Annotated in this window: 11 protein-coding genes and 1 pseudogene; 10 read left to right on the top strand and 2 right to left on the bottom strand. The window is 63.0% G+C overall.

Features of this window, described 5'->3' with window-relative positions; all coding sequences use genetic code 11:
• The first annotated feature begins 78 nt into the window (after positions 1-78).
• Complete coding sequence (gene hemB / locus ACNFCH_RS11160; RefSeq protein WP_070094261.1) at positions 79-1,050, top strand: porphobilinogen synthase; 972 nt, start codon at positions 79-81, stop codon at positions 1,048-1,050.
• A gap of 151 nt (positions 1,051-1,201) precedes the next feature.
• Here hemB and ACNFCH_RS11155 read toward each other — a convergent pair whose 3' ends face one another.
• Positions 1,202-2,317 carry a polyamine ABC transporter substrate-binding protein gene (locus tag ACNFCH_RS11155; protein ID WP_416742773.1) on the bottom strand — a complete coding sequence of 372 codons (1,116 nt, stop codon included), beginning with the start codon at positions 2,315-2,317 and terminating at the stop codon, positions 1,202-1,204.
• Positions 2,318-2,567: 250 nt separating this feature from the next.
• Between ACNFCH_RS11155 and ACNFCH_RS11150 the strand changes: the two genes are divergently transcribed.
• The 9 genes and pseudogenes from ACNFCH_RS11150 to ACNFCH_RS11110 all read left to right on the top strand — a co-directional run bounded on the left by ACNFCH_RS11150 (position 2,568) and on the right by ACNFCH_RS11110 (position 16,291).
• The gene (locus tag ACNFCH_RS11150; RefSeq protein WP_416742772.1) at positions 2,568-3,533 is read left to right on the top strand and encodes a fimbrial protein; all 966 of its coding nucleotides are present in this window, start codon (positions 2,568-2,570) and stop codon (positions 3,531-3,533) included.
• 64 nt (positions 3,534-3,597) lie between these two features.
• A complete protein-coding gene (locus tag ACNFCH_RS11145; RefSeq protein WP_416742771.1) occupies positions 3,598-6,423 on the top strand; it encodes an ATP-binding protein in 2,826 nt (941 codons plus the stop codon).
• Positions 6,410-7,603 carry an EAL domain-containing protein gene (locus ACNFCH_RS11140; RefSeq protein WP_416742770.1) on the top strand — a complete coding sequence of 398 codons (1,194 nt, stop codon included), beginning with the start codon at positions 6,410-6,412 and terminating at the stop codon, positions 7,601-7,603. The genes ACNFCH_RS11145 and ACNFCH_RS11140 overlap by 14 nt, the downstream gene beginning before the upstream one ends.
• A gap of 82 nt (positions 7,604-7,685) precedes the next feature.
• Positions 7,686-10,895: pseudogene (locus tag ACNFCH_RS11135) on the top strand (response regulator).
• A gap of 38 nt (positions 10,896-10,933) precedes the next feature.
• On the top strand, positions 10,934-11,581 hold the full coding sequence (locus ACNFCH_RS11130; protein ID WP_337157232.1) for a response regulator: 648 nt from the start codon (positions 10,934-10,936) through the stop codon (positions 11,579-11,581).
• A 102-nt stretch (positions 11,582-11,683) separates the two neighbouring features.
• A complete protein-coding gene (locus ACNFCH_RS11125; RefSeq protein ID WP_337157231.1) occupies positions 11,684-12,286 on the top strand; it encodes a fimbrial protein in 603 nt (200 codons plus the stop codon).
• A gap of 73 nt (positions 12,287-12,359) precedes the next feature.
• Entirely contained in the window at positions 12,360-13,112 is a 753-nt protein-coding gene (locus ACNFCH_RS11120) for a molecular chaperone (protein WP_337157230.1), read from the top strand.
• Between the two features lie 87 nt (positions 13,113-13,199).
• Complete coding sequence (locus ACNFCH_RS11115; RefSeq protein ID WP_416742769.1) at positions 13,200-15,731, top strand: fimbria/pilus outer membrane usher protein; 2,532 nt, start codon at positions 13,200-13,202, stop codon at positions 15,729-15,731.
• Between the two features lie 86 nt (positions 15,732-15,817).
• Positions 15,818-16,291, top strand: coding sequence for a nuclear transport factor 2 family protein (locus tag ACNFCH_RS11110; RefSeq protein WP_337157228.1), 474 nt, complete (start codon positions 15,818-15,820; stop codon positions 16,289-16,291).
• A 211-nt stretch (positions 16,292-16,502) separates the two neighbouring features.
• On the opposite strand, the gene ACNFCH_RS11105 is transcribed toward ACNFCH_RS11110, so the two are convergent.
• Positions 16,503-18,590 carry an acyltransferase family protein gene (locus ACNFCH_RS11105; protein ID WP_416742768.1) on the bottom strand — a complete coding sequence of 696 codons (2,088 nt, stop codon included), beginning with the start codon at positions 18,588-18,590 and terminating at the stop codon, positions 16,503-16,505.
• Positions 18,591-18,599: the final 9 nt, after the last annotated feature.

Below are 18,599 nucleotides of genomic sequence, written 5' to 3'. Positions count from 1 at the left end.
GATAATCTTTGCGTCAAGACTGTTCAGTGGCGGCCCTACGACTTAAGGTGGCAGGAAGCAAAACTGTCTGGAGCTCCAATGTCGAACTTCCCCACTGTCCGCCCTCGTCGCCTGCGGCAGAACGAATCCCTGCGCACACTGTTCCAGGAAACCGAATTTCGCCTTGACGACCTGATCCTGCCGATCTTCGTCGAAGAGGGTATCGATGATTTCGTGCCGATCACCAGCATGCCGGGGGTCAACCGCATCCCCGAGAAGATGCTCGCCCGCGAAATCGAGCGCTATGCCCGTGCCGGCATCAAGTCGGTGATGACCTTCGGTGTATCGCACAACCTGGATGCCACCGGCAGCGACACCTGGAACGAGAACGGTCTGGTGGCGCGCATGGCGCGCATCTGCAAGGACACCGCGCCGGAAATGGTGGTGATGTCCGACACCTGCTTCTGCGAGTACACCAGCCACGGCCATTGCGGCGTGCTGCATGATCATGGCGTGGACAATGACGCCACCCTGGCCAACCTGGGCAAGCAGGCGGTGGTGGCCGCAGCGGCCGGTGCCGACTTCATCTCGCCCTCGGCGGCAATGGATGGTCAGGTCCAGGCGATTCGCAGCGCCCTGGACGGTGCAGGTTTCCATGACACCGCGATCATGGCCTACTCGACCAAGTTCGCCTCGTCGCTCTATGGCCCGTTCCGCGAAGCCGGCGGCACCGCCCTCAAGGGCGACCGCAAGAGCTACCAGATGAACCCGATGAACCGCCGTGAGGCTGTGCGCGAGTCGCTGCTCGACGAGCAGGAAGGGGCGGACGTGCTGATGGTCAAGCCGGCGGGTGCCTACCTGGACGTGATCGCCGACATCCGCGCCGCCTCGCGCCTGCCTTTGGCGGCGTACCAGGTCAGCGGCGAGTACGCGATGATCAAGTTCGGTGGCCTGGCCGGTGCCATCGACGAAGCCCGTGTGGTGCGTGAGAGCATCGGCTCGATCAAGCGCGCTGGCGCGGACCTGATCCTGACCTACTTCGCGATGGACCTGGCGCGCGACGGGATCTGAACCCTAGGCGGGGGCTGCCTTGCAGCCCACCGCAGGCTCCGAACCTTTCACAGGTGCTCGGCGAGCGTGTAGGGGCGGCCTTGTGCCGCGAAGGGCTGCAAGGCAGCCCGTTTTTCGTGGGTGGCGGAATGGCACCAGCCCAGCCGGTGCGTCAGGTCCCGTTCTTGATCTTGCTCCAGGTCCTCGTGCGCATCCGCTCGTACTTGAGCGGCAAGGTCTCCAGGGTGAACAGCGTCCCCATCACCTCGACTGGCGGATAAACCGCCGGGTCTTTCAACAGCCGAGGATCGACCAGAGGCAGCGCGTCCTTGTTGCCGTTGGGGTAACCCACGTAGTCGGATGACTTGGCCACCACCTCCGGACGCATCATGTAGTTGATGAAGGCATGCCCCTGTTCGGGGTGCGGCGCGTCGTTGAGCAGCACCATGTTGTTGATCCACATGGGCGCGCCTTCGCGAGGGATGCTGTAGCTCACTTGCACGCCATTGTTGGCGCGCTCGGCCGCCTGTTTGGCGCTGTACACCGAACCGCCCCAGCCCACCACCACGCAGATGTCGCCATTGGCCAGGTCGGTGGTGAACTTCGATGAATCGAAATAGCGCACATAGGGGCGAATGCCCTGCAGCAGCTCTTCGGCCTTGCGGTAATCCTCCGGGTTGCGGCTGTTGGCGGGCAGGCCCAGGTAGTGCAGGGCGATCGGCAGGATCTCCACCGGCGCATCGAGCATGGCCACGCCACAGGCGCTGAGCTTTTCGATGTTCTCCTTGCGCAGCACCAGGTCCCAGGAATCCACCGGCGCGTCCTTGCCCAGCAGCTTGGTCACCTTGGCCTTGTCATAGCCGATGCCAGTGGTACCCCACATGTAGGGCACGGCATAGCGGTTGCCTGGGTCATTGACGGCGAGCTTGCTCAGCACCTGCTCGTCCAGGTGCGAGCGGTTGTCCAGTTGAGCGGGGTCAAGGGGTTTGAGCACGCCGGCCTTGATGAAGTTGGGCAGCAAGTCATCGGGCACCATTACCACGTCATAACCGCTGTGGCCGGCCATCAGCTTGGTTTCCATGACTTCGGCATTGTCGAACGCATCCTGCACCAACGTCGTGCCGGTGGCCTGCTCGAAAGCCTTGGGCGTTTCCGGCGCCAAAAAGTCCGACCAATTGTAGAAATGCACGGTAGGCGTACCGGCGGCGAAGGCGTCGAGGCTGAGAAGCCCGGCCAGGCTAAGCATGGCCAGGCGATGGCCACGCAATGGAGGACGTTGCAGCTGCATTTGTAATCCTTGTTTTCGCGCAGGAGGTAGGGCGAATGTATGCGCGTGCCGAGCGCTTTCCTATCCCGTCGAAGGGTTAACCCTGGGGTAGTCGTTCAGTCGAATTGCCCTTGCGCAAGCTAAGCGCATTAGGATTCGTCTGATGGGGCTACCGCCGACCTGTCTTTAGCCTTGAGGCTTTGATCGTAGCGTCCTCAAGCCCACGGGCTGTCAAAGAGGAGCGACAGGCCCACGGGAGCGTACAGTCAGCATGAATCATGGCAATTTACCCCTTGGCAAACTCGCCGTTGGTGTCCTCGGTATCGTGGCGATCCTGTTCGGTGTGGTGGAGACGGCCCATGCTGCCTGTTCCGGAGACCCAAAGCGTTCCATTGCCTATTCAGGCCCCGCCAATATCACGGTCCCGCGGGATGTGCCAGATGGGACGGTGCTCTACAGCGAAACCAAGGTCATGCCCTATAGCAATTTCAAATGCACTACCGATGAGCTTTGGGGGTTCAATCTGGCCTCCGGACGAGGTGCGCCACCCGGGCCGAAGGTATCGGTGTTTCCTACTGGCGTTTCAGGGCTGTCCTTTCGGGTCAAGGCAGAACTGGGCGGTGGCCCGGATTATCTCACCTCGCTGTATGCCCTCAAGGCAGGCAGCTACAAGCTCGATGGCAACCTGATCATGGAGATTGTCAAAAGCGGCCCCTTGGCGCCGAGCGCGGTCGTCGCTACGGGCGACCTGGGCACCATCCAATACGGCTCCCAACAAATCGCAGGGCTTTCGCTTACCCGAACAGTCAATGTCGTAGCCGCCTCCTGCGAGACCCCGGATGTGAGCGTGGCCATGGGCGATGACTACAAGCTGGACGACTTCGGCGGCGCCGGGTCCACCACACGCGAAGTGCCCTTCAATCTAAAACTGAACAACTGTCCCAAGGGGATCGCCAAGGTCAATTACCAACTGCAGGCGATCACGCCGGTGATCGACGCCGCCAAAGGTATCGTCGGGCTGAACCCGAACTCGACCGCCGTGGGCATCGGCCTGCAGATCAAGGATGCAAACGGCGTGCCTGTGCTTTTGAATACACCCCGTACCTTCACGGGCTACGACACCAATGGCGGCAACTTCCTCATCCCCCTGAAAGCCAGCTTCTACCGGCTGGCCACCGAATCCCTCAGGCCGGGTACCGCCAACACCGAGGTCACGTTCATCATGAGCTACCTGTAGTGCCGCCGGGGTATCTAAGGATCGTCTGATGTCCATTCGCCAGCTCGGATCTTAGATTCGGCGGATGAGATTAAAAAGCTACCTGTTGCAGATCAGCCCTTTGCTTTCGAGCCCCGAAGCCGTCCGCCGACTGCTTCGGGTGTTTGCGATGGTGCTGTCGGTCGGTATCCTCAGCGGTGCCTACAACTTCCTGCTGTTCACCTTCAACAACGACATTTCCCAGCGCCGTGGCTACATGAGTAGCGCGATCGCCGAGGCGCACACCTTCTTCACCACCCGCGAGGCCTTGCTGGAAAGCCTTAGCCTGTCGGCCGTACGCAAGGGCTGGCAGGCCGAGCCGCTGGTCTACCTGCCGTCGTTCGAGGAAATCCACCTGCAGGTGGGCGATGGAGCCGCGAAGCAGTGGAGCATCTGGCTGACCCGGCGCATGTGCGACTACCTCAAGGCCCAGCAGGTGAGCCTTCTGTATGTGGGCAGCGGCCTTGACGATTCGGGTGTGCGTTTGTTCGGCCCGTCCACCGGGCTGTCGGCGTTGCCCCGCCGCATCCTCGAACAGTTGCGCACGCTGCGTGACCTCGATGGGCCACCGCTTCAGGAACTCTGGCTGACCGATCACGATCAGCAGGCGGCGCACCTGTACATCTTCAAGCGCCTGGACGAGGAGGACGCCGATTCCGGCTGGCTGGGCCTGGAGATGGACAGCCGGGCTGTGTCCGCGGCGCTGAGCGACCAAAGTGCCGGCGAATTCATGATGCTCAACGCCGACGACATGCTGGTGTTCAGCAACATGCCGGGTGCGCGCTTGAGCCGTTCGTTGCTGGAGCGCCGGGGCGACAACTTCTTCGGTTTCGTCGGAGACGGCCTGCTGCCGGATCACCTGGTAATCCGCAAGAACCTGATGTCCTCGGACTGGCAGCTGGTGTACTCGATCGACCTGGTCGACGTGTTGCAGGGCCTGTGGAAGCAATTGCTCGGCACGTTGTTGTTCTGCCTGCTGAGCATCGTGCTGATCCTGCTGTTGATGCGCCGTTTCGAACAGCGCCTGATCACCCCGACCATCCACCGAATCCAGGCGCTGATCGAAAGCGAGGCGTTCAGCCGCGACGTGATCCAGGCCGCACCGGTGGCCTTGTGCGTGCTGCGCCGCAGCGACGGCCAAAGGGTGCTGGAAAACCCGTTGGCCCAGCAGTGGCTGGGCAAGGGGCTGGACCGCGAGATCCTCTGCCCGGGCTGGATCCGCCAGGCGTTCGACGCCCCCGAGGCGCCCCATGACGAGACGTTCGAGACCTCCGGTGGCCGCCACCTGCACTTGAGCAGCGTGCCCACTCGCTACAAAGGGGAGGACGTGTTGCTCTGCGTGTTCAATGACGTCACCGCCAGCAAGCAAGTGGAGGCGGCGTTGGAGGCCGCGCGGCAGTCGGCGGATGCGGCCAACGAAGCCAAGACGCTGTTCCTGGCCACCATGAGCCATGAGATCCGCACGCCGTTGTATGGCGTGCTGGGTACGCTGGAGCTCTTGTCGCGCACACGCCTGGATGCCCAGCAGCGGGACTACCTGCAAGCGCTCGAAGGCTCGTCGGCCACCTTGTTGCAGCTGATTTGCGATGTGCTGGATGTCTCGAAGATCGAAGCCGGCCAGTTGGCCCTGGAGGTCAGCGAGTTCTCCCCGCTGGAACTGGTGCACGAGGTGATCCAAGGCTACAGCGCCGCAGCCCTGGGCAAGGGGCTGGAGCTCTACGCTTGCCTGGACCCGCAGTTGCCGCTGCGGTTGCTGGGGGACAGAGCGCGTATCCGGCAGATTCTCAACAACCTGCTGAGCAATGCCGTGAAGTTCACCGATTATGGTCGTGTCGTGCTGCGTGTGCGGTTGTCGCACCGGGAGGCGGAGCGCTCCTGCCTGCTGTGGCAGGTCGCCGATACCGGGCGTGGTATTGCCGAGGAAGATCACCCGTTGATCTTCGACCCGTTCTACCAGACCGCAGGCAACGTCCATGTGGTGGCTGGTACTGGCCTGGGCTTGCCAATCTGCCAGCGTCTAACCCAATTGATGAACGGCCAGATGCGCATGGTCAGCGAACTGGGCCTGGGTACCAGTTTCACCTTGCTGTTGCCGCTGGAGGAATCGCTGCGCAGCGCCGAGGCGGCCTTGCCCTGCAACCTGCTGGCCGAGCGCATCCATGTGGTGTCGCCGCTGCGCGAGCTGGCCGAGAGCCTGGCAGGGTGGTTGCGCCGCTGGGGTGCGCGGGCCCAGGTAGGGCAGCCGGCGTCGATGAGCGCTGGCGGGGTGTTGCTCGAAGCGCATCCCGGCAAGCTGGACGCCCCGTTGCTGCCGCAATGGCCCGGGCGGCGGGTGCTGGCCAGTGCCGATGGCTGCAGCGAGCCACGCCAGGATGGCGACTGCTGGCACGTCAACCTCAGCCACCTGGCCGCGCTCCACCAGGCCATCTGCCAGGCCCAGGGCTTGTGGAGGGTGGACGACCAAACGCGTAGCGCAGGGCCGCGCATCCGGGACCTTGGGCTGAGCGTCCTGGTGGCCGAGGACAACATCATCAATCAGTTGATCTTGCGCGATCAGCTCGAAGAGCTCGGTTGCACGGTGGTACTGGCCGGCGATGGCGAGCAGGCCCTGCGCTGCTGGGACCAGGGGGCATTCGATGTGGTGCTGAGCGACGTCAACATGCCTCGGGTCAATGGTTACGAACTGGCCAGGACCTTGCGGCGGCAAGGCTGCACCGTGCCGATCATCGGCGCCACGGCCAATGCCCTGCGCGGCGAAGAAGAGCTGTGCCTGGCCGCCGGGATGAATCACTGCCTGGTCAAGCCCTTCACGCTGCAAACGCTGCACCACTGTCTGGCCGCCTACCAAGGAAACGCCCATGAGAGCCTTTGAAATCCTCATCGTCGAGGACCACCCGTTCCAGTGCATGTACCTGCAGCACCTGTTCAACGAACTGGGCGAGCTGCGCGTGGACACCGCGCGGGATGGCGCCGAAGCCTTGTTGCGCCTGCAGCAGCGAGACTACGACCTGATCCTCACCGATTTGCTGATGCCAGGCATGGACGGTGTGCAGTTCATCCAGCACCTGGCCGCGCTGCCAGGCAGGACGGGGCTTGCGATCATGAGCGCGGCGTCACGGCGGATGCTGATGGCGGCGAGTCTTGCGGCCAAGCACCTGGGGGTGGACGTGGTGGGGTTGCTGTCCAAGCCGGTGACCCCCGAGGCGTTGCGCGGGGTGGTCGAGCACTTGCGCGAGCAGCGTCGCACGCCTGTCCATGTCGCGCCGCAGGCCGTCGACTATGACCGCCAGACCCTGCTCGAAGCCCTCAATAGCCGGGCGTTCCAGGCCTGGTTTCAGCCCAAGAAGTCCTTGCAAAATGGCCGCATCGTCGCCGCCGAGGCCCTGGTGCGCTGGATCCATCCCGAGCACGGCGTGCTGTTGCCGGGGGCATTCCTGCCGGCGCTGCGGGCCTTCGATCTGGAGGAGCGCCTGTTGTGGTCGATGCTCAGGCAGAGCATGGATGCCCAGGCCCGATGGCGCACGCGGGGTTATGACATTCCGGTGTCGATCAACCTGCCGACTCACCTGCTCAACAGCCACGACCTGGCCGACCGCCTGCTGGAGTTCGTGCTGCACCACGGCGGTATCCCCGCCAAGATCTGCTTCGAGCTCATGGAATGCTCCGTCCCCGACGAAGTCAGCAACTACTACGCAGGCGCCTGCCGTTTGCGCATCAAAGGCTTCGGCCTTTCACAGGACGATTTCGGCAAGGGCTACAGCTCGTACATGAATCTGGTCTCCACGCCGTTCACCGAACTCAAGATCGATCGCGCGTTGGTGCAGGGCTGTCACGAGAACGACAATCTGGCCTCGGCACTGGCCAGCATTGTCGCCTTGGGCCGCCGACTGGGCCTGAACGTGGTGGCCGAAGGGGTGGAAAAGCCAGAGGAGTTGGCCTTGCTGCGCCGGCTCGAGTGCAGCCATGTGCAGGGCTTTTTGATTTCCCACGCGGTGTCGTTGGACCAGTTTCTGCACTTGCTGAAGGCCGATGGCCCGGCTATGTGCCATTAATCAGACTTGGCGCAAGGCTTGTGCTTTGCTACGGAGGTAGATTCCCACCCGTATTCGCACCCGCAGGACCACGGACCCTTTGATGAAACACTCCAACGCGCTTCTGGAAAACCTCGCTCGCAGCTCGTCGCGCCTGAGCAAAGGCATGATGGTGCTGCTCGGCGTGGCGGTGCTGCTGGTCAGCACCACCTACTGGTCGTTCCAGCGGCTGATCGAGGAGCACCACGACACGGTGCGTTTTCATTTCGCCCGGCTGATGGAGAACATCCAGGAGCAGGAGCTGTTTTTGACCTCACTGCGTCAGCGTAGCCTGCGCGGCGAACTGATGATCCGCGACGTCGTCCAGGCGCCTGAGATCGAGCCTCGCCGGGGGGAGGGCGATGGCATGTTCCGTGGCCAGGAAAATCCATTCTCGATGCCGTTCAGTCTCAGGCTCAGTGCCCAGGCCGAGGATCCCGACAAGGCCGCCAAGGTCTCTACCCTGGCCGCGCACCTGAGTGCCTATTACAGCGCCTTCTGGTCCACCTCGCACTTCCAGTCACCTCAGGCGTTCCTGTTCAACCGACAGGGTGAGTTCGACGTGGCCGTGCCCGCGACCGGTGAGCACAGCACCGATGCGGGCAAGCAGGACCCCATGAGCCAGATGCTCGATACCGTGCGCGCCCAAATGCCCCAGAACGAGGGCGCCGAGGTCATGTGGCGTGCCTACGGCAGCCCCGGCAACGGGGTGGTTGCCGCGCGCGTGCTGGCCTATGCCAACTTCGATTTGCCCCCCGAACAGTTGCGGATCCAGGGCTCCGGCACACACGCCACGGCTGCGGTAATGCTCGACCTGGCCCACGCCAATGATTTTCAGCGCACCATGGATTGGGCGGTGTACGACCGCTTCACCCTGGTCACGCCCTCGGGGCAGATTCTCTCGGGCATCCTGCGTCCGGAGGTGACTTTGCACGAGGGCTTCAACCTCAAGCCCGATGGCCTGGTGTTCAAGCTGGTCAACCACGACGGACCTGCGTGGATGGCGATCTACACCATCGGCTTCAAGAGCTTTTTCCGCTACGCGCTGGGGTCTTTGCTGAGCCTTGGGTTGGGGCTGGCCTGCCTGATCGGCCTGGGTTGGGCGGCGAGCCGCTGGTACCGGCGCCAGGTGATCCAGCCGGCGAACAGGGCCCATGCCGCCATCGCCGAGAGCGAAGCGTTCAGTCGCGTGGTCATCGATACCGCCCCCACCGGGCTGTGCGTGGTACGCCAGGCCGACCACCAGGTGCTGCTGGAAAACCAGCGTGCCAAGCAGTGGCAGGGGACTGCCGCGCTGGTGGCGGCCCTGGATCGTTGCCAGGACAGTGGTGGGGCGGGAGAGCATGAACTTGAGATCGAGGGGCGCCACCTGCAGGTTGGTTTCGTGGCCACCCGCTACCAGGGGCAGGATGTGCGGCTTTATGCCTTCAATGATGTGACCCGTCATGTCGAGGATGCCCGGGCGCTGGAAGATGCCCGGCGCATGGCCGCCGCGGCCAACGAGGCGAAGACGCTATTCCTGGCGACCATGAGCCATGAGATCCGCACGCCGCTGTATGGGGTGCTGGGCACCCTGGAACTGCTCGGCTTGACCCCGCTGGCGCCTCGTCAGCAGGCCTACCTGCAGACCATCCAGCGCTCCTCGGCCACGCTGTTCCAGCTGATCAGCGATGTACTGGATGTCTCGAAGATCGAATCCGGGCAGATGGCCCTGGAGCCCGTGGCGTTCTGCCCGCTGGAGATGATCGAGGATACCCTGCGCACCTATGCGGCCTTCGCCGAGCGCAAGGGGTTGCTGCTCTATGGCTGCACCGATGCCAGGCTGCCACTGCGGCTGGTCGGCGATCCGATCCGGATCCGGCAGATCCTCAACAATCTGCTGAGCAATGCCATCAAGTTCACTGACAGTGGTCGGGTGGTGCTGCGCACGCGGGTGCTCAGTTGCGCCGATGGCCAGGTGCACCTCGAATGGCAGGTCGCCGATACCGGCATCGGCTTGTCCGAGTCGCAGCAGGCCAGGCTGTTCGAGCTGTTCTACCAAGTGCACGAAGCCTCCAACGAGGGCGGCGCAGGGCTGGGCCTGCCGATTTGTGGGTGGCTGAGCGAGATGATGGGCGGGCAGATGAAAGTGGTCAGCGAGCCTGGCCTGGGCAGCAGTTTCATGCTGCGCCTTACCTTGCCGGTGGTGGCGGATGCCTTGCCTGTGCCTGCTGAGGGAGAGCCGTCGGCGCTGCCGGTACTCGTTCGGGCGCCGATCCCTGAGCTGGCCCAACACTACTGCGACTGGCTCAACCGCCTTGGGCTACAGGCGCATCTGGCGTCCTCGACGCCCGCCGCAGCCCAGTCCCGAGCGGTGCTGGTCGATGTGTTGCCCGATGACACGGCGCCGGCCTGGCCGGGGCCGCGCATTTGTTGCCATGGTACGGACTCGGCGCAAGAAGGGCGCGGCGATTGGGACTTGAGCATGCACGATGTGCAGGCCATCGCCCGGGCGGTAGTTCGGATCAGCCAGGGCCATGAGGAGCCTGCCGAACATCGTCTGGCGGGCACCGCCAACGATCTGCGCCTGCACATCCTGGTGGCCGAGGACAATCCCATCAACCAAGCGATCCTCAAAGAGCAGCTCGAGGCGCTGGGCTGCAGCGTGGTGGTGGCGCGCAATGGCGAACAAGCCTTGCAGCTTTGGCAGCCCGACGTGTTCGACCTGGTGCTGACCGATGTGAACATGCCGATCATCAATGGCTATTAGCTGGCCACCGCATTGCGTGAGCAGGACCCTGCGCTGCCAATCATCGGCGTCACCGCCAACGCGATGCGCGAGGAGGGAGCGCGTTGCCTGGAGGTGGGGATGAGTGCCTGGATCGTCAAGCCGCTGAGCTTGCAGACCTTGCGCAACCAATTGCTCAAGTTGTGCCGGCCGAACTGGCAGGGTGATACGCAGGAGCCGCCGCCGCAGCCAGCCGCTACCACGCTGGCGCAAGACGAAGACGCGCCACCGAAGCTTTCACCGGCCATGCGTACCCTGTTCATCGAGACCATGACCCAGGACATCCAGACACTGCAGGCGGCTCTGGAGCAGGACGATGCACAAGCCCTGGGTCGGCAATTGCACAGCATCGCCGGCGCGCTGGGCGCGGTGCAGTCGGCCAGCCTGGCGCAGTACTGCACTGTGCTTGAAGTCCAGCTGGTCGACCAGGCGTTCGATGAGTCCATGCGCCAGCAAGTGCGACGGGTAATACAACGACTGGCGGCAATGACCGACGCGCTCAAGTAACATTACCCAGACTGTTCATTCACCCCGCCTGAGGTTATATGGAAAAACTCAAGGTCATCATTGCCGACGATCATCCCATCGTGCTGTTTGGCGTACGGGAGTTGGTCGAGCGCGACCCGCATTTTTGCGTGGTCGGAGAAGCGGTAAGTTCAAGCGCATTGATCGCGTTATTGCAACAGCAGCCGGTCGATCTGGTCATCACCGATTACAACATGCCGGATGACTCGCCTTATGGCGACGGCTTGAAGTTGATCGACTACCTCAAACGGCACTATCCCACTGTCCAAGTGTTGATACTGACGATGATTTCCAATTCGATGATTCTCGAACGCCTGCACGAATTGGGGGTGGTGGGCGTGATCCAGAAGAATCACCTGCACACCGAAATCGAGCGCGCGCTCAAGGCAATTCGCGGAAAACGCCCGTACTTGAGCCCTCAGGCGCCCAAAACGTCGGTGGTCGACTCTGGCCTGGATACCGACCAGCGCCTGGAAACACTGTCGCTCAAAGAGCGTGAAGTGTTGCGCTTGTTCGTGGCCGGTAAAACCGTGGGTGATATAGCCCTTAGCCTCAGCCGCAGCCCTAAGACGATCAGTGCGCAAAAAGTCTCGGCCATGCGCAAACTTGAAGTCGATAATGACCAGGCACTATTGGCCTATTGCCTGGAGCGACGTCTGTTCAATTGACCCTCGGCGGGGCTTATCAGGATCGTCTTATGGGGATAGGTGTCCGGGTTTATTAATGTGGTCTGGCAGTCTTCTGCAGCACATTTAAACTAGGGCATCGATATGAAAAAGTATTCCCTCGCCGCCTTCGCACTCTCGGCGCTCGTCACCTCCATGGGCGCCTTCGCAGAAGAGCCGCCGGCACCTGTAAAAGGTGGCAGCGGCAAGATCAGTTTCAGCGGCGTCATCAACAACGACGCCTGCTCGGTTGACGGCGCCGATGCCGATCGCGTGATTTCCGTGGACATGGGCAACATTTCGATCAAGGACATGGGCACCGCTGAGGCCCCGGCCTCGGGTCGCGTTACCGGCAAGGAGTTCAACCTCAACGTCAACTGCAACCAGGGCACCAAGGTGTCCATGGTCTTCGACCCGACCATCCTTGGCGGTTCCGGCATCGTCACCGGCAAGGGCGTGCTGGCACTGACCCCAGGCAGCGGCGCTGCCAAGAACGTCGGTATCGCCTTGCTCGACAGCACCGGGGCGAAGATCGACCTCAGCAGCAAGACCACCGCCACCATCCAGAGCGGCATGCACGGCGCCGGCGCCGCTGGCGGCGACGCCACCCTGAGCTTCTCCGCCGCCTACGTGACCACGGGTGCTGCCGGCACCGCGACCGCCGGCCGGGGTGATGCCACCCTGCCATTCATCCTGCAGTACGAATAAGTCGTCACCCAGGGTTCTGTACGTGCGAGACCTGAAGGTCTCGCCGTCCGCTTAGACAAAAGGGGTGATAGCGATGTTGACTCCCAGACTCACTGCCTGCCTGGGCCTGCTGGGCATGTTCCTGGCGGCGCCGGCGGTGGCCGGCATCTCCTTGAGCGCCACGCGCGTGGTGTTCGATGGTGCCCACAAGGAAGCCAACGTGACCGTGCGCAATGGTGGCCAGGATGTGTTGATCCAGTCGTGGATCGACAGCGACGACGGCCTGAACCGCACGGTCCCGTTCGCGGTGACGCCACCCTTGGCCAGGGTCGTGGCCAAGCAGCAGCAATTGCTGCGCATCCTTTATGAAGGGACAGGACTGCCCCAGGACCGCGAGTCGGTCGTGTGGCTCAATGTCCAGGAAATTCCGCAAGCCAGCGAACAGGCCAACACGCTGCAACTGGCCGTGCGTCAGCGCATCAAGGTGTTCTTCCGACCGGCCGGGCTGCCGGGCGATGCGTTGCAGGCGCCGACCGAACTGGACTGGCGATTGACCCACGAGGGCGCCTCCACGGCCCTGTCGGTGAGCAATCCAAGCCTGTACCACGTGTCGATGGCCGACATCACGGTCACGGTCAACGGGCAGCGAACGCTGGCGGCTGATTCGGCGATGATCGCGCCCGGGCAGACCCGAACCTTTGCCGTGGCCAAGGTCGCGGCCGGCGTGCCGGCGAGTCTGTCCTTTCGCAGCATCAATGACTACGGCGCGCAGAGCGAGTATCGCGCGGCGTTGATGCCGAGCGGAGCCAGCAAGGCCAAGGCCGTCGAGCCCGCCGCTTCTTCGTAACACCCCCAAGCACCCTGGGCGCATGCCGACGCACGCGCGGCTGCGCCGTGCCTGGTGTTTGCCATGGATGAAAAAAGGTTTCCACGCATGTTTCTGCTGTTCGACAACCGGGGACGCTTCCGTGCGCCCGCGCCGCTCAAGCTCGCAGCCTTGTCCCTGGCCATCCACAGCGCCTGCGTGCACGCCGGTGCCGCTTCCGAGCAAGTTGCCGACCCGCAGTTGCTCGCCTTCAATACCACTTTCCTGCAGGGCGCGGCTTCGTCGGTAGACCTGCAACTGCTGCTCGCCGGCACCCGTGTGCTGCCTGGCAACTACCGGGTCGATCTGTACAGCAACCAGGTCCTGGTCGGGCGACGAGATATCGATTTTCAACGCAACCCGACCACTGGCCGTGTGGAGCCGTGCCTGACCCTCGCATTGCTCCGGCAACTGGGGATCGACCTGGACAAGCTGCAGGCCCAGGGCAAGCTGAGCCTGGACAACGACCAGTCCTGCCAGGACCTGCCTGCGCTGATCGACCAGGCCTCCGTGAGCTTCGATGCCAGTCGCCTGCGCCTGGATACCAGCGTCCCGCAGGTCGCCATGCAGCGCGGCCTGCGCGGCTACGTCGATCCGCAGTTGTGGGACAACGGCGTGCCAGCGGCTTTCATCAACTACCAGATGAGCACCAGCCGCAACGCAGGCGATGCCGACACCCGCTACAACACCAACCTGGGCCTGCGCAATGGCATCAACCTGGGCGGCTGGCGGCTGCGTAACGAGTCCAACTTCAGCAGCGGCACCGGCCGCCCGGATACCTTCAAGAGCAACCGCAGCTACCTGCAGCACGATGTCACGGCCCTGAAGGGGCAGTTCAGCGCCGGGGACATTTTCTCCGATGCGCAGTTGTTCGACAGCGTGCGCTACCGGGGCCTGAAGCTTGAGTCCGACGACGGCATGCGCGCTGACAGCGAGCGCGGCTACGCGCCGATCATCCGAGGCGTGGCACAGACCAACGCGACCGTGGAAATCCGCCAGGACAACTACCTGCTGTACACCACCAACGTACCGCCTGGCCCGTTCGAGATCAGCGACATCTACCCCAGTGGCTCCAACGGCGACCTGCAGATCACCGTCATCGAGGCCGACGGCAGCCGCCGGGTGACCCAGCAGGCGTTTTCCAGCTTGCCGATCATGGTCCGTGAAGGGCAGGTGCGCTACAGCGTCTCGGCCGGTCGCTACAACAGCAACAGCGAAGGGCTGGCCACACCGCAGATGCTCAGCGCCAACCTGGCCTACGGCATCGACAGCAACCTGACCGGCATCGTCGGGGTGCAGGCCACCGATCAGTACAAGGCGCTGGCCGTCGGCGTGGGTCGCAATACCTCGTTGGGTGCGGTGTCGCTGGACGTCACCCATTCCAGCAGCCAGGCTCAGGGCGAGCGCAAGACGGGCAACAGCCTGCGCGCCCTGTATGCCAAGACCTTCACCGGCACGGCCACCAGTTTCACCCTGGCGGCCTACCGCTATTCGACCGAGGGCTACCGCACGCTGAGCAACCACATCGAGGACCTGAGCAGCGGGCCGCTGCTGCGTTCGGGGCACTCCAAGACCCGCACAGACCTGACCATCAACCAGAGCCTGGGGGCGGATCGAAAGCTGGGTAGCCTGTACCTGAACGCCAGCGACCAGCGCTACTGGAACCGCGGCGGCTCGCGCAGTTTTTCGGCCGGCTATGGCAATAACTGGGGTGATGCCAGCTACAACCTCACCTGGAGCCGTACGCAGGATTTGAGCGGCGGCGCGGGCAGCTCCGACAATCAGATCAGCCTGTCGGTGTCGTTCCCGCTCGGTGGCCGCCCACGGGCACCGCGGGCATTCGTCACCACGAGCTCGCAGAAAAACGGCAACAGCACCCAGGCCGGCATCAATGGCTACTTCAACGAAAGCGCCGACACGTTCTATTCGGTGCAGGCGGGCAGCAGCGATGGTGGCGGGCGTTCGGCCTCGGCCAACGTCAGCACGCGGACCTCGATGGCCGATATCAGCGTCGGCTACAGCCAGGGCAAGGGCTACGACTCGCAGAGCCTGAACGTCTCTGGGTCGGTGGTGGCTCACCCTGGGGGTATCAACCTGGGCCAGACCGTGGGCGAAACCTTTGCCTTGGTGGAGGTGCCGGGCGTGCGCGGTGCCAAGGTCAGCAGCTACAGCGGCGTCGAGACTGGCCGTAACGGCTATGCGGTAGTCCCCAGCGCGCAGCCTTACCGGGTCAACTGGATCAGCTTGGACACCCGTGAGCTGGGCGCTGATATCGAGATCGACAATGCCACCCAGCAACGGGTGCCACGCCGGGGCGCCGTGGTGCTGGCGCGTTTCGCTGGCAAGACCGGGCGCCGTGTGCAGTTCGAGCTGTTCGACGGCCAAGGTGGCAGGATCCCGTTCGGTGCCGCGCTGGAAGATGCCGAGGGCAAGCAACTGGCGATCTCCGACCCCAGCGGCAAGGCATTGGCCTTGGTCGAGCAAGCGCAGGGCCGGCTGACGATTCGCTGGAGCGACCAGCAATGCCAGGCATCCTATGCGTTGCCCGAGCGTGACAAAGCGTTGAACTACGAACGCCTGCCATTGCGCTGCGGCCAGTAGGCGAGGGTATGCCGGACGCGGCCCTCCACGGGCCGCGCATTTGAGCTATAGCTTAAGGCCTCTACCTGCCTCTGGAGGTCATCGAAATGAGCGAGTCATCACGCCCGCCCTTGCCGCCGTTCACCCTGGAAACCGCCATCGAGAAGGTCCGACGCGCCGAGGATGGCTGGAACACCCGCGACCCTGCGAAAGTGGTGCTGGCCTACACGGAGGATACCTACTGGCGCAACCGCAGCGAGTTCATCGAAGGGCGTGCCCAGGCACAGGCGTTTCTCGAGCGCAAATGGCGCAGGGAATTGGACTACCGCCTGATCAAGGAACTCTGGACCTTCGCCGATAATCGGATCGCCGTGCGTTTTGCCTATGAATGGCACGACGATTCCGGCAGCTGGTTTCGCTCCTACGGCAACGAAAACTGGGAGTTCGGCGCGAACGGCCTGATGCAGCGGCGCTTTGCCAGTATCAATGACCTGCCGATCACCGAGCAGGAGCGCAAGTACCACTGGCCTTTGGGCCGCCGCCCGGACGACCATCCAGGCTTGAGTGAGCTGGGTCTCTAGGCTCTGTACGAAAAGCCTTGATACTCGGTGATGCTGCGTTGAAAACAGCCTCGGAATGCTCATTTACAACCCGTAAAGTCGAGCGCGACTCCGACCGTTCCTCGGCTGTTTTCGCCTTGCCTGACCTTCGTCTCAAGACTTTTCATACAGACCCTAGCGCTTGGCTGTCCTTGGCGGACCAGCCAGATAAAACGGCTGGCCCGCCCGGGCATCAAGGGTTGGATTCGGTAAAGGGATTGCCCTTGGTCTGCAAGTACATCTTGCCCATCGCCGTGGACGCGAAATCGGTGATGTGCCCGATGTCCCGGTAGATCGGCAGGCCGTCGATCGACAGCTTGCATTGGCCATCGGTGCACTGCACATCCTTGGGGTCGATCACCAGCACGTCCGGGTGTGCCTGCTTGGCCGCTTCGAACAGCTGTGCAAGCCATGGGTCTTCTTTGGGCGCTGTGACGCTCGTCGCACAATGGTGCTCCTCGATCGTCCCCCTGAGCTTGATGCTGCGGTACAGGCAGTCGTTGGCGCCTTCGGGCATGACGATGTTGCTCTTGAGCAGCACGGGAGTGGCCCCGGAGCGCTCGATGACGTCGAGGCTTTTGAGCAGGGCAGTCTTCATGCGCTCGCGCGACAGGGCCTGGGAACGTTCGTCATCGATCGACAACACCACGGCGCTGCTATTGGCGTAGGTTTCCCAGGTCAGGCCGATGATCACATAGTCGTAATGGCTACGAGCAATCAGCTTGTGGTATTCGGCGGCTGCGTCATGGCACTTCTTGTAGAGCGTGTTCTTGTACTTCCACCAGTCATACAGATAGACATCCGGCAGGGCCAGGCAACCTGGGCTGCCCTGGGCCATGACCGAGAGGTTGGCGTCCTTGGCCAGTACGTCCATGAAGCCCCAGAAGTGGTTGGAGTAGGAGTCGCCCATCAGCAGCGCGGTGGCGCTGGCGTTGGCTTGCCCCAGCAGGCATTTGCTATCGGAGCCATCACTGGCCCCGCCCAGGCACGGTCCGCGCGGGGGTATTTCGCTCGCCTTCAGGCGCGGCAGGATATGCGTCGGGCCACTGCCGAAGCGCTCCATCCAGCCACCGGAAGATTTGCCCGCCGAATGCAGTGCCGAAAACGCGATGGCAGGAACGACCAGCAGCAAGATCAGCGTTTTGCCAACACCCAGTTGGGTACGGCGCAGCGGCTTTTCGATCAAATAGTACGAGGTGATGCCCAAGGCAAACGAGGCGATGAAGTAGTCGGCGAGGATGGCGGGGGTCTTTTCAAAGCCCAGGTAATCCACGATGGCGATGACCGGCCAGTGCCACAAGTACAGCGAGTAGGAAATCGTCCCGATGAACACCAGGGGGGACCACGACAGCAGCCTGGAGGTGATGCCCACCTGCCCAATCTGGCCCGAGACCAGTACCGCCGTTGCCAGGCAGATCACGATGGCGGGATAGCCCGGATAGGCGGTGGTCGGTATGGATTGCGTTGCGCCATACAGGAGCACGCCAAGGGCGCACAGGCCTAGCACGGAGGCACTGACGCGGCCCAGGTGTTGGCGGTCGGTCGCATACACCGCCGCGCACGAGCCGATCAGCAGCTCGAAGATGCGCGCGAGGAATGCGTAATAGCTTTTGTCGGGGGATGTCTTGGCGATGAACAGCGCGACGGCAATGGCCGCGACGGTCAGCATCAAGACAGCGGTTTTCAGTTGCCGGGGCGCCAGGTAGCGCGTCAGTGCCATCAGCCCGAGCGGGAGGAAGATGTACCACTGCCATTCGATGGCCAGCGACCAGGCGTGCAGCAGGGGCAGGGTCGCCGCCTCGGCGGTGGCATAGCCGTCGGTGGCTTTGGAGAAGTACTGGTTGGACAGCAGCAGGCTCGTGTACTTCTCGCTTTTCAGAAAGTCGATGAAGTCCTTGGGCAGATACAGCACGCTGGCCGCGGCGAGCGTGACGATCAACAGCGCCAGTATCGCCGGCTGCAGGCGCCACAGGCGTTTAACGTAGAACTGGCCAAGGCTGAAGTCCCCCCGGGCCACCGCGCTCAAAATGATCGAGGTGGTGAGGTAGCCAGAGATCACGAAAAAGATATCGACGCCGATGAACCCAGAGGGGAAGACCGCCAGCCCGCCATGGAACACCAGCACCAGCAGGACAGCAACGGCGCGTAGCCCGTCGATATCGGGGCGGTAGGAGGCCGGTTGTGCGTCGGTTCGCGCGCCCTGTGCCTTGGCCCGGTCGGCAGCCACGTGCACGCGGGCGGTTTCAGGTGCTTTGAATACCAGGTTCTGTTCGGTTGACACGGCAAAACA

It is taken from the genome of Pseudomonas sp. NY15354, assembly GCF_048068075.1.
GTDB classification, from domain to species: Bacteria; Pseudomonadota; Gammaproteobacteria; order Pseudomonadales; family Pseudomonadaceae; genus Aquipseudomonas; species Aquipseudomonas guariconensis_C.
The sequence above is the reverse complement of the archived record's forward strand: the minus strand, read 5'-3'. Positions and strand labels throughout refer to the sequence as shown.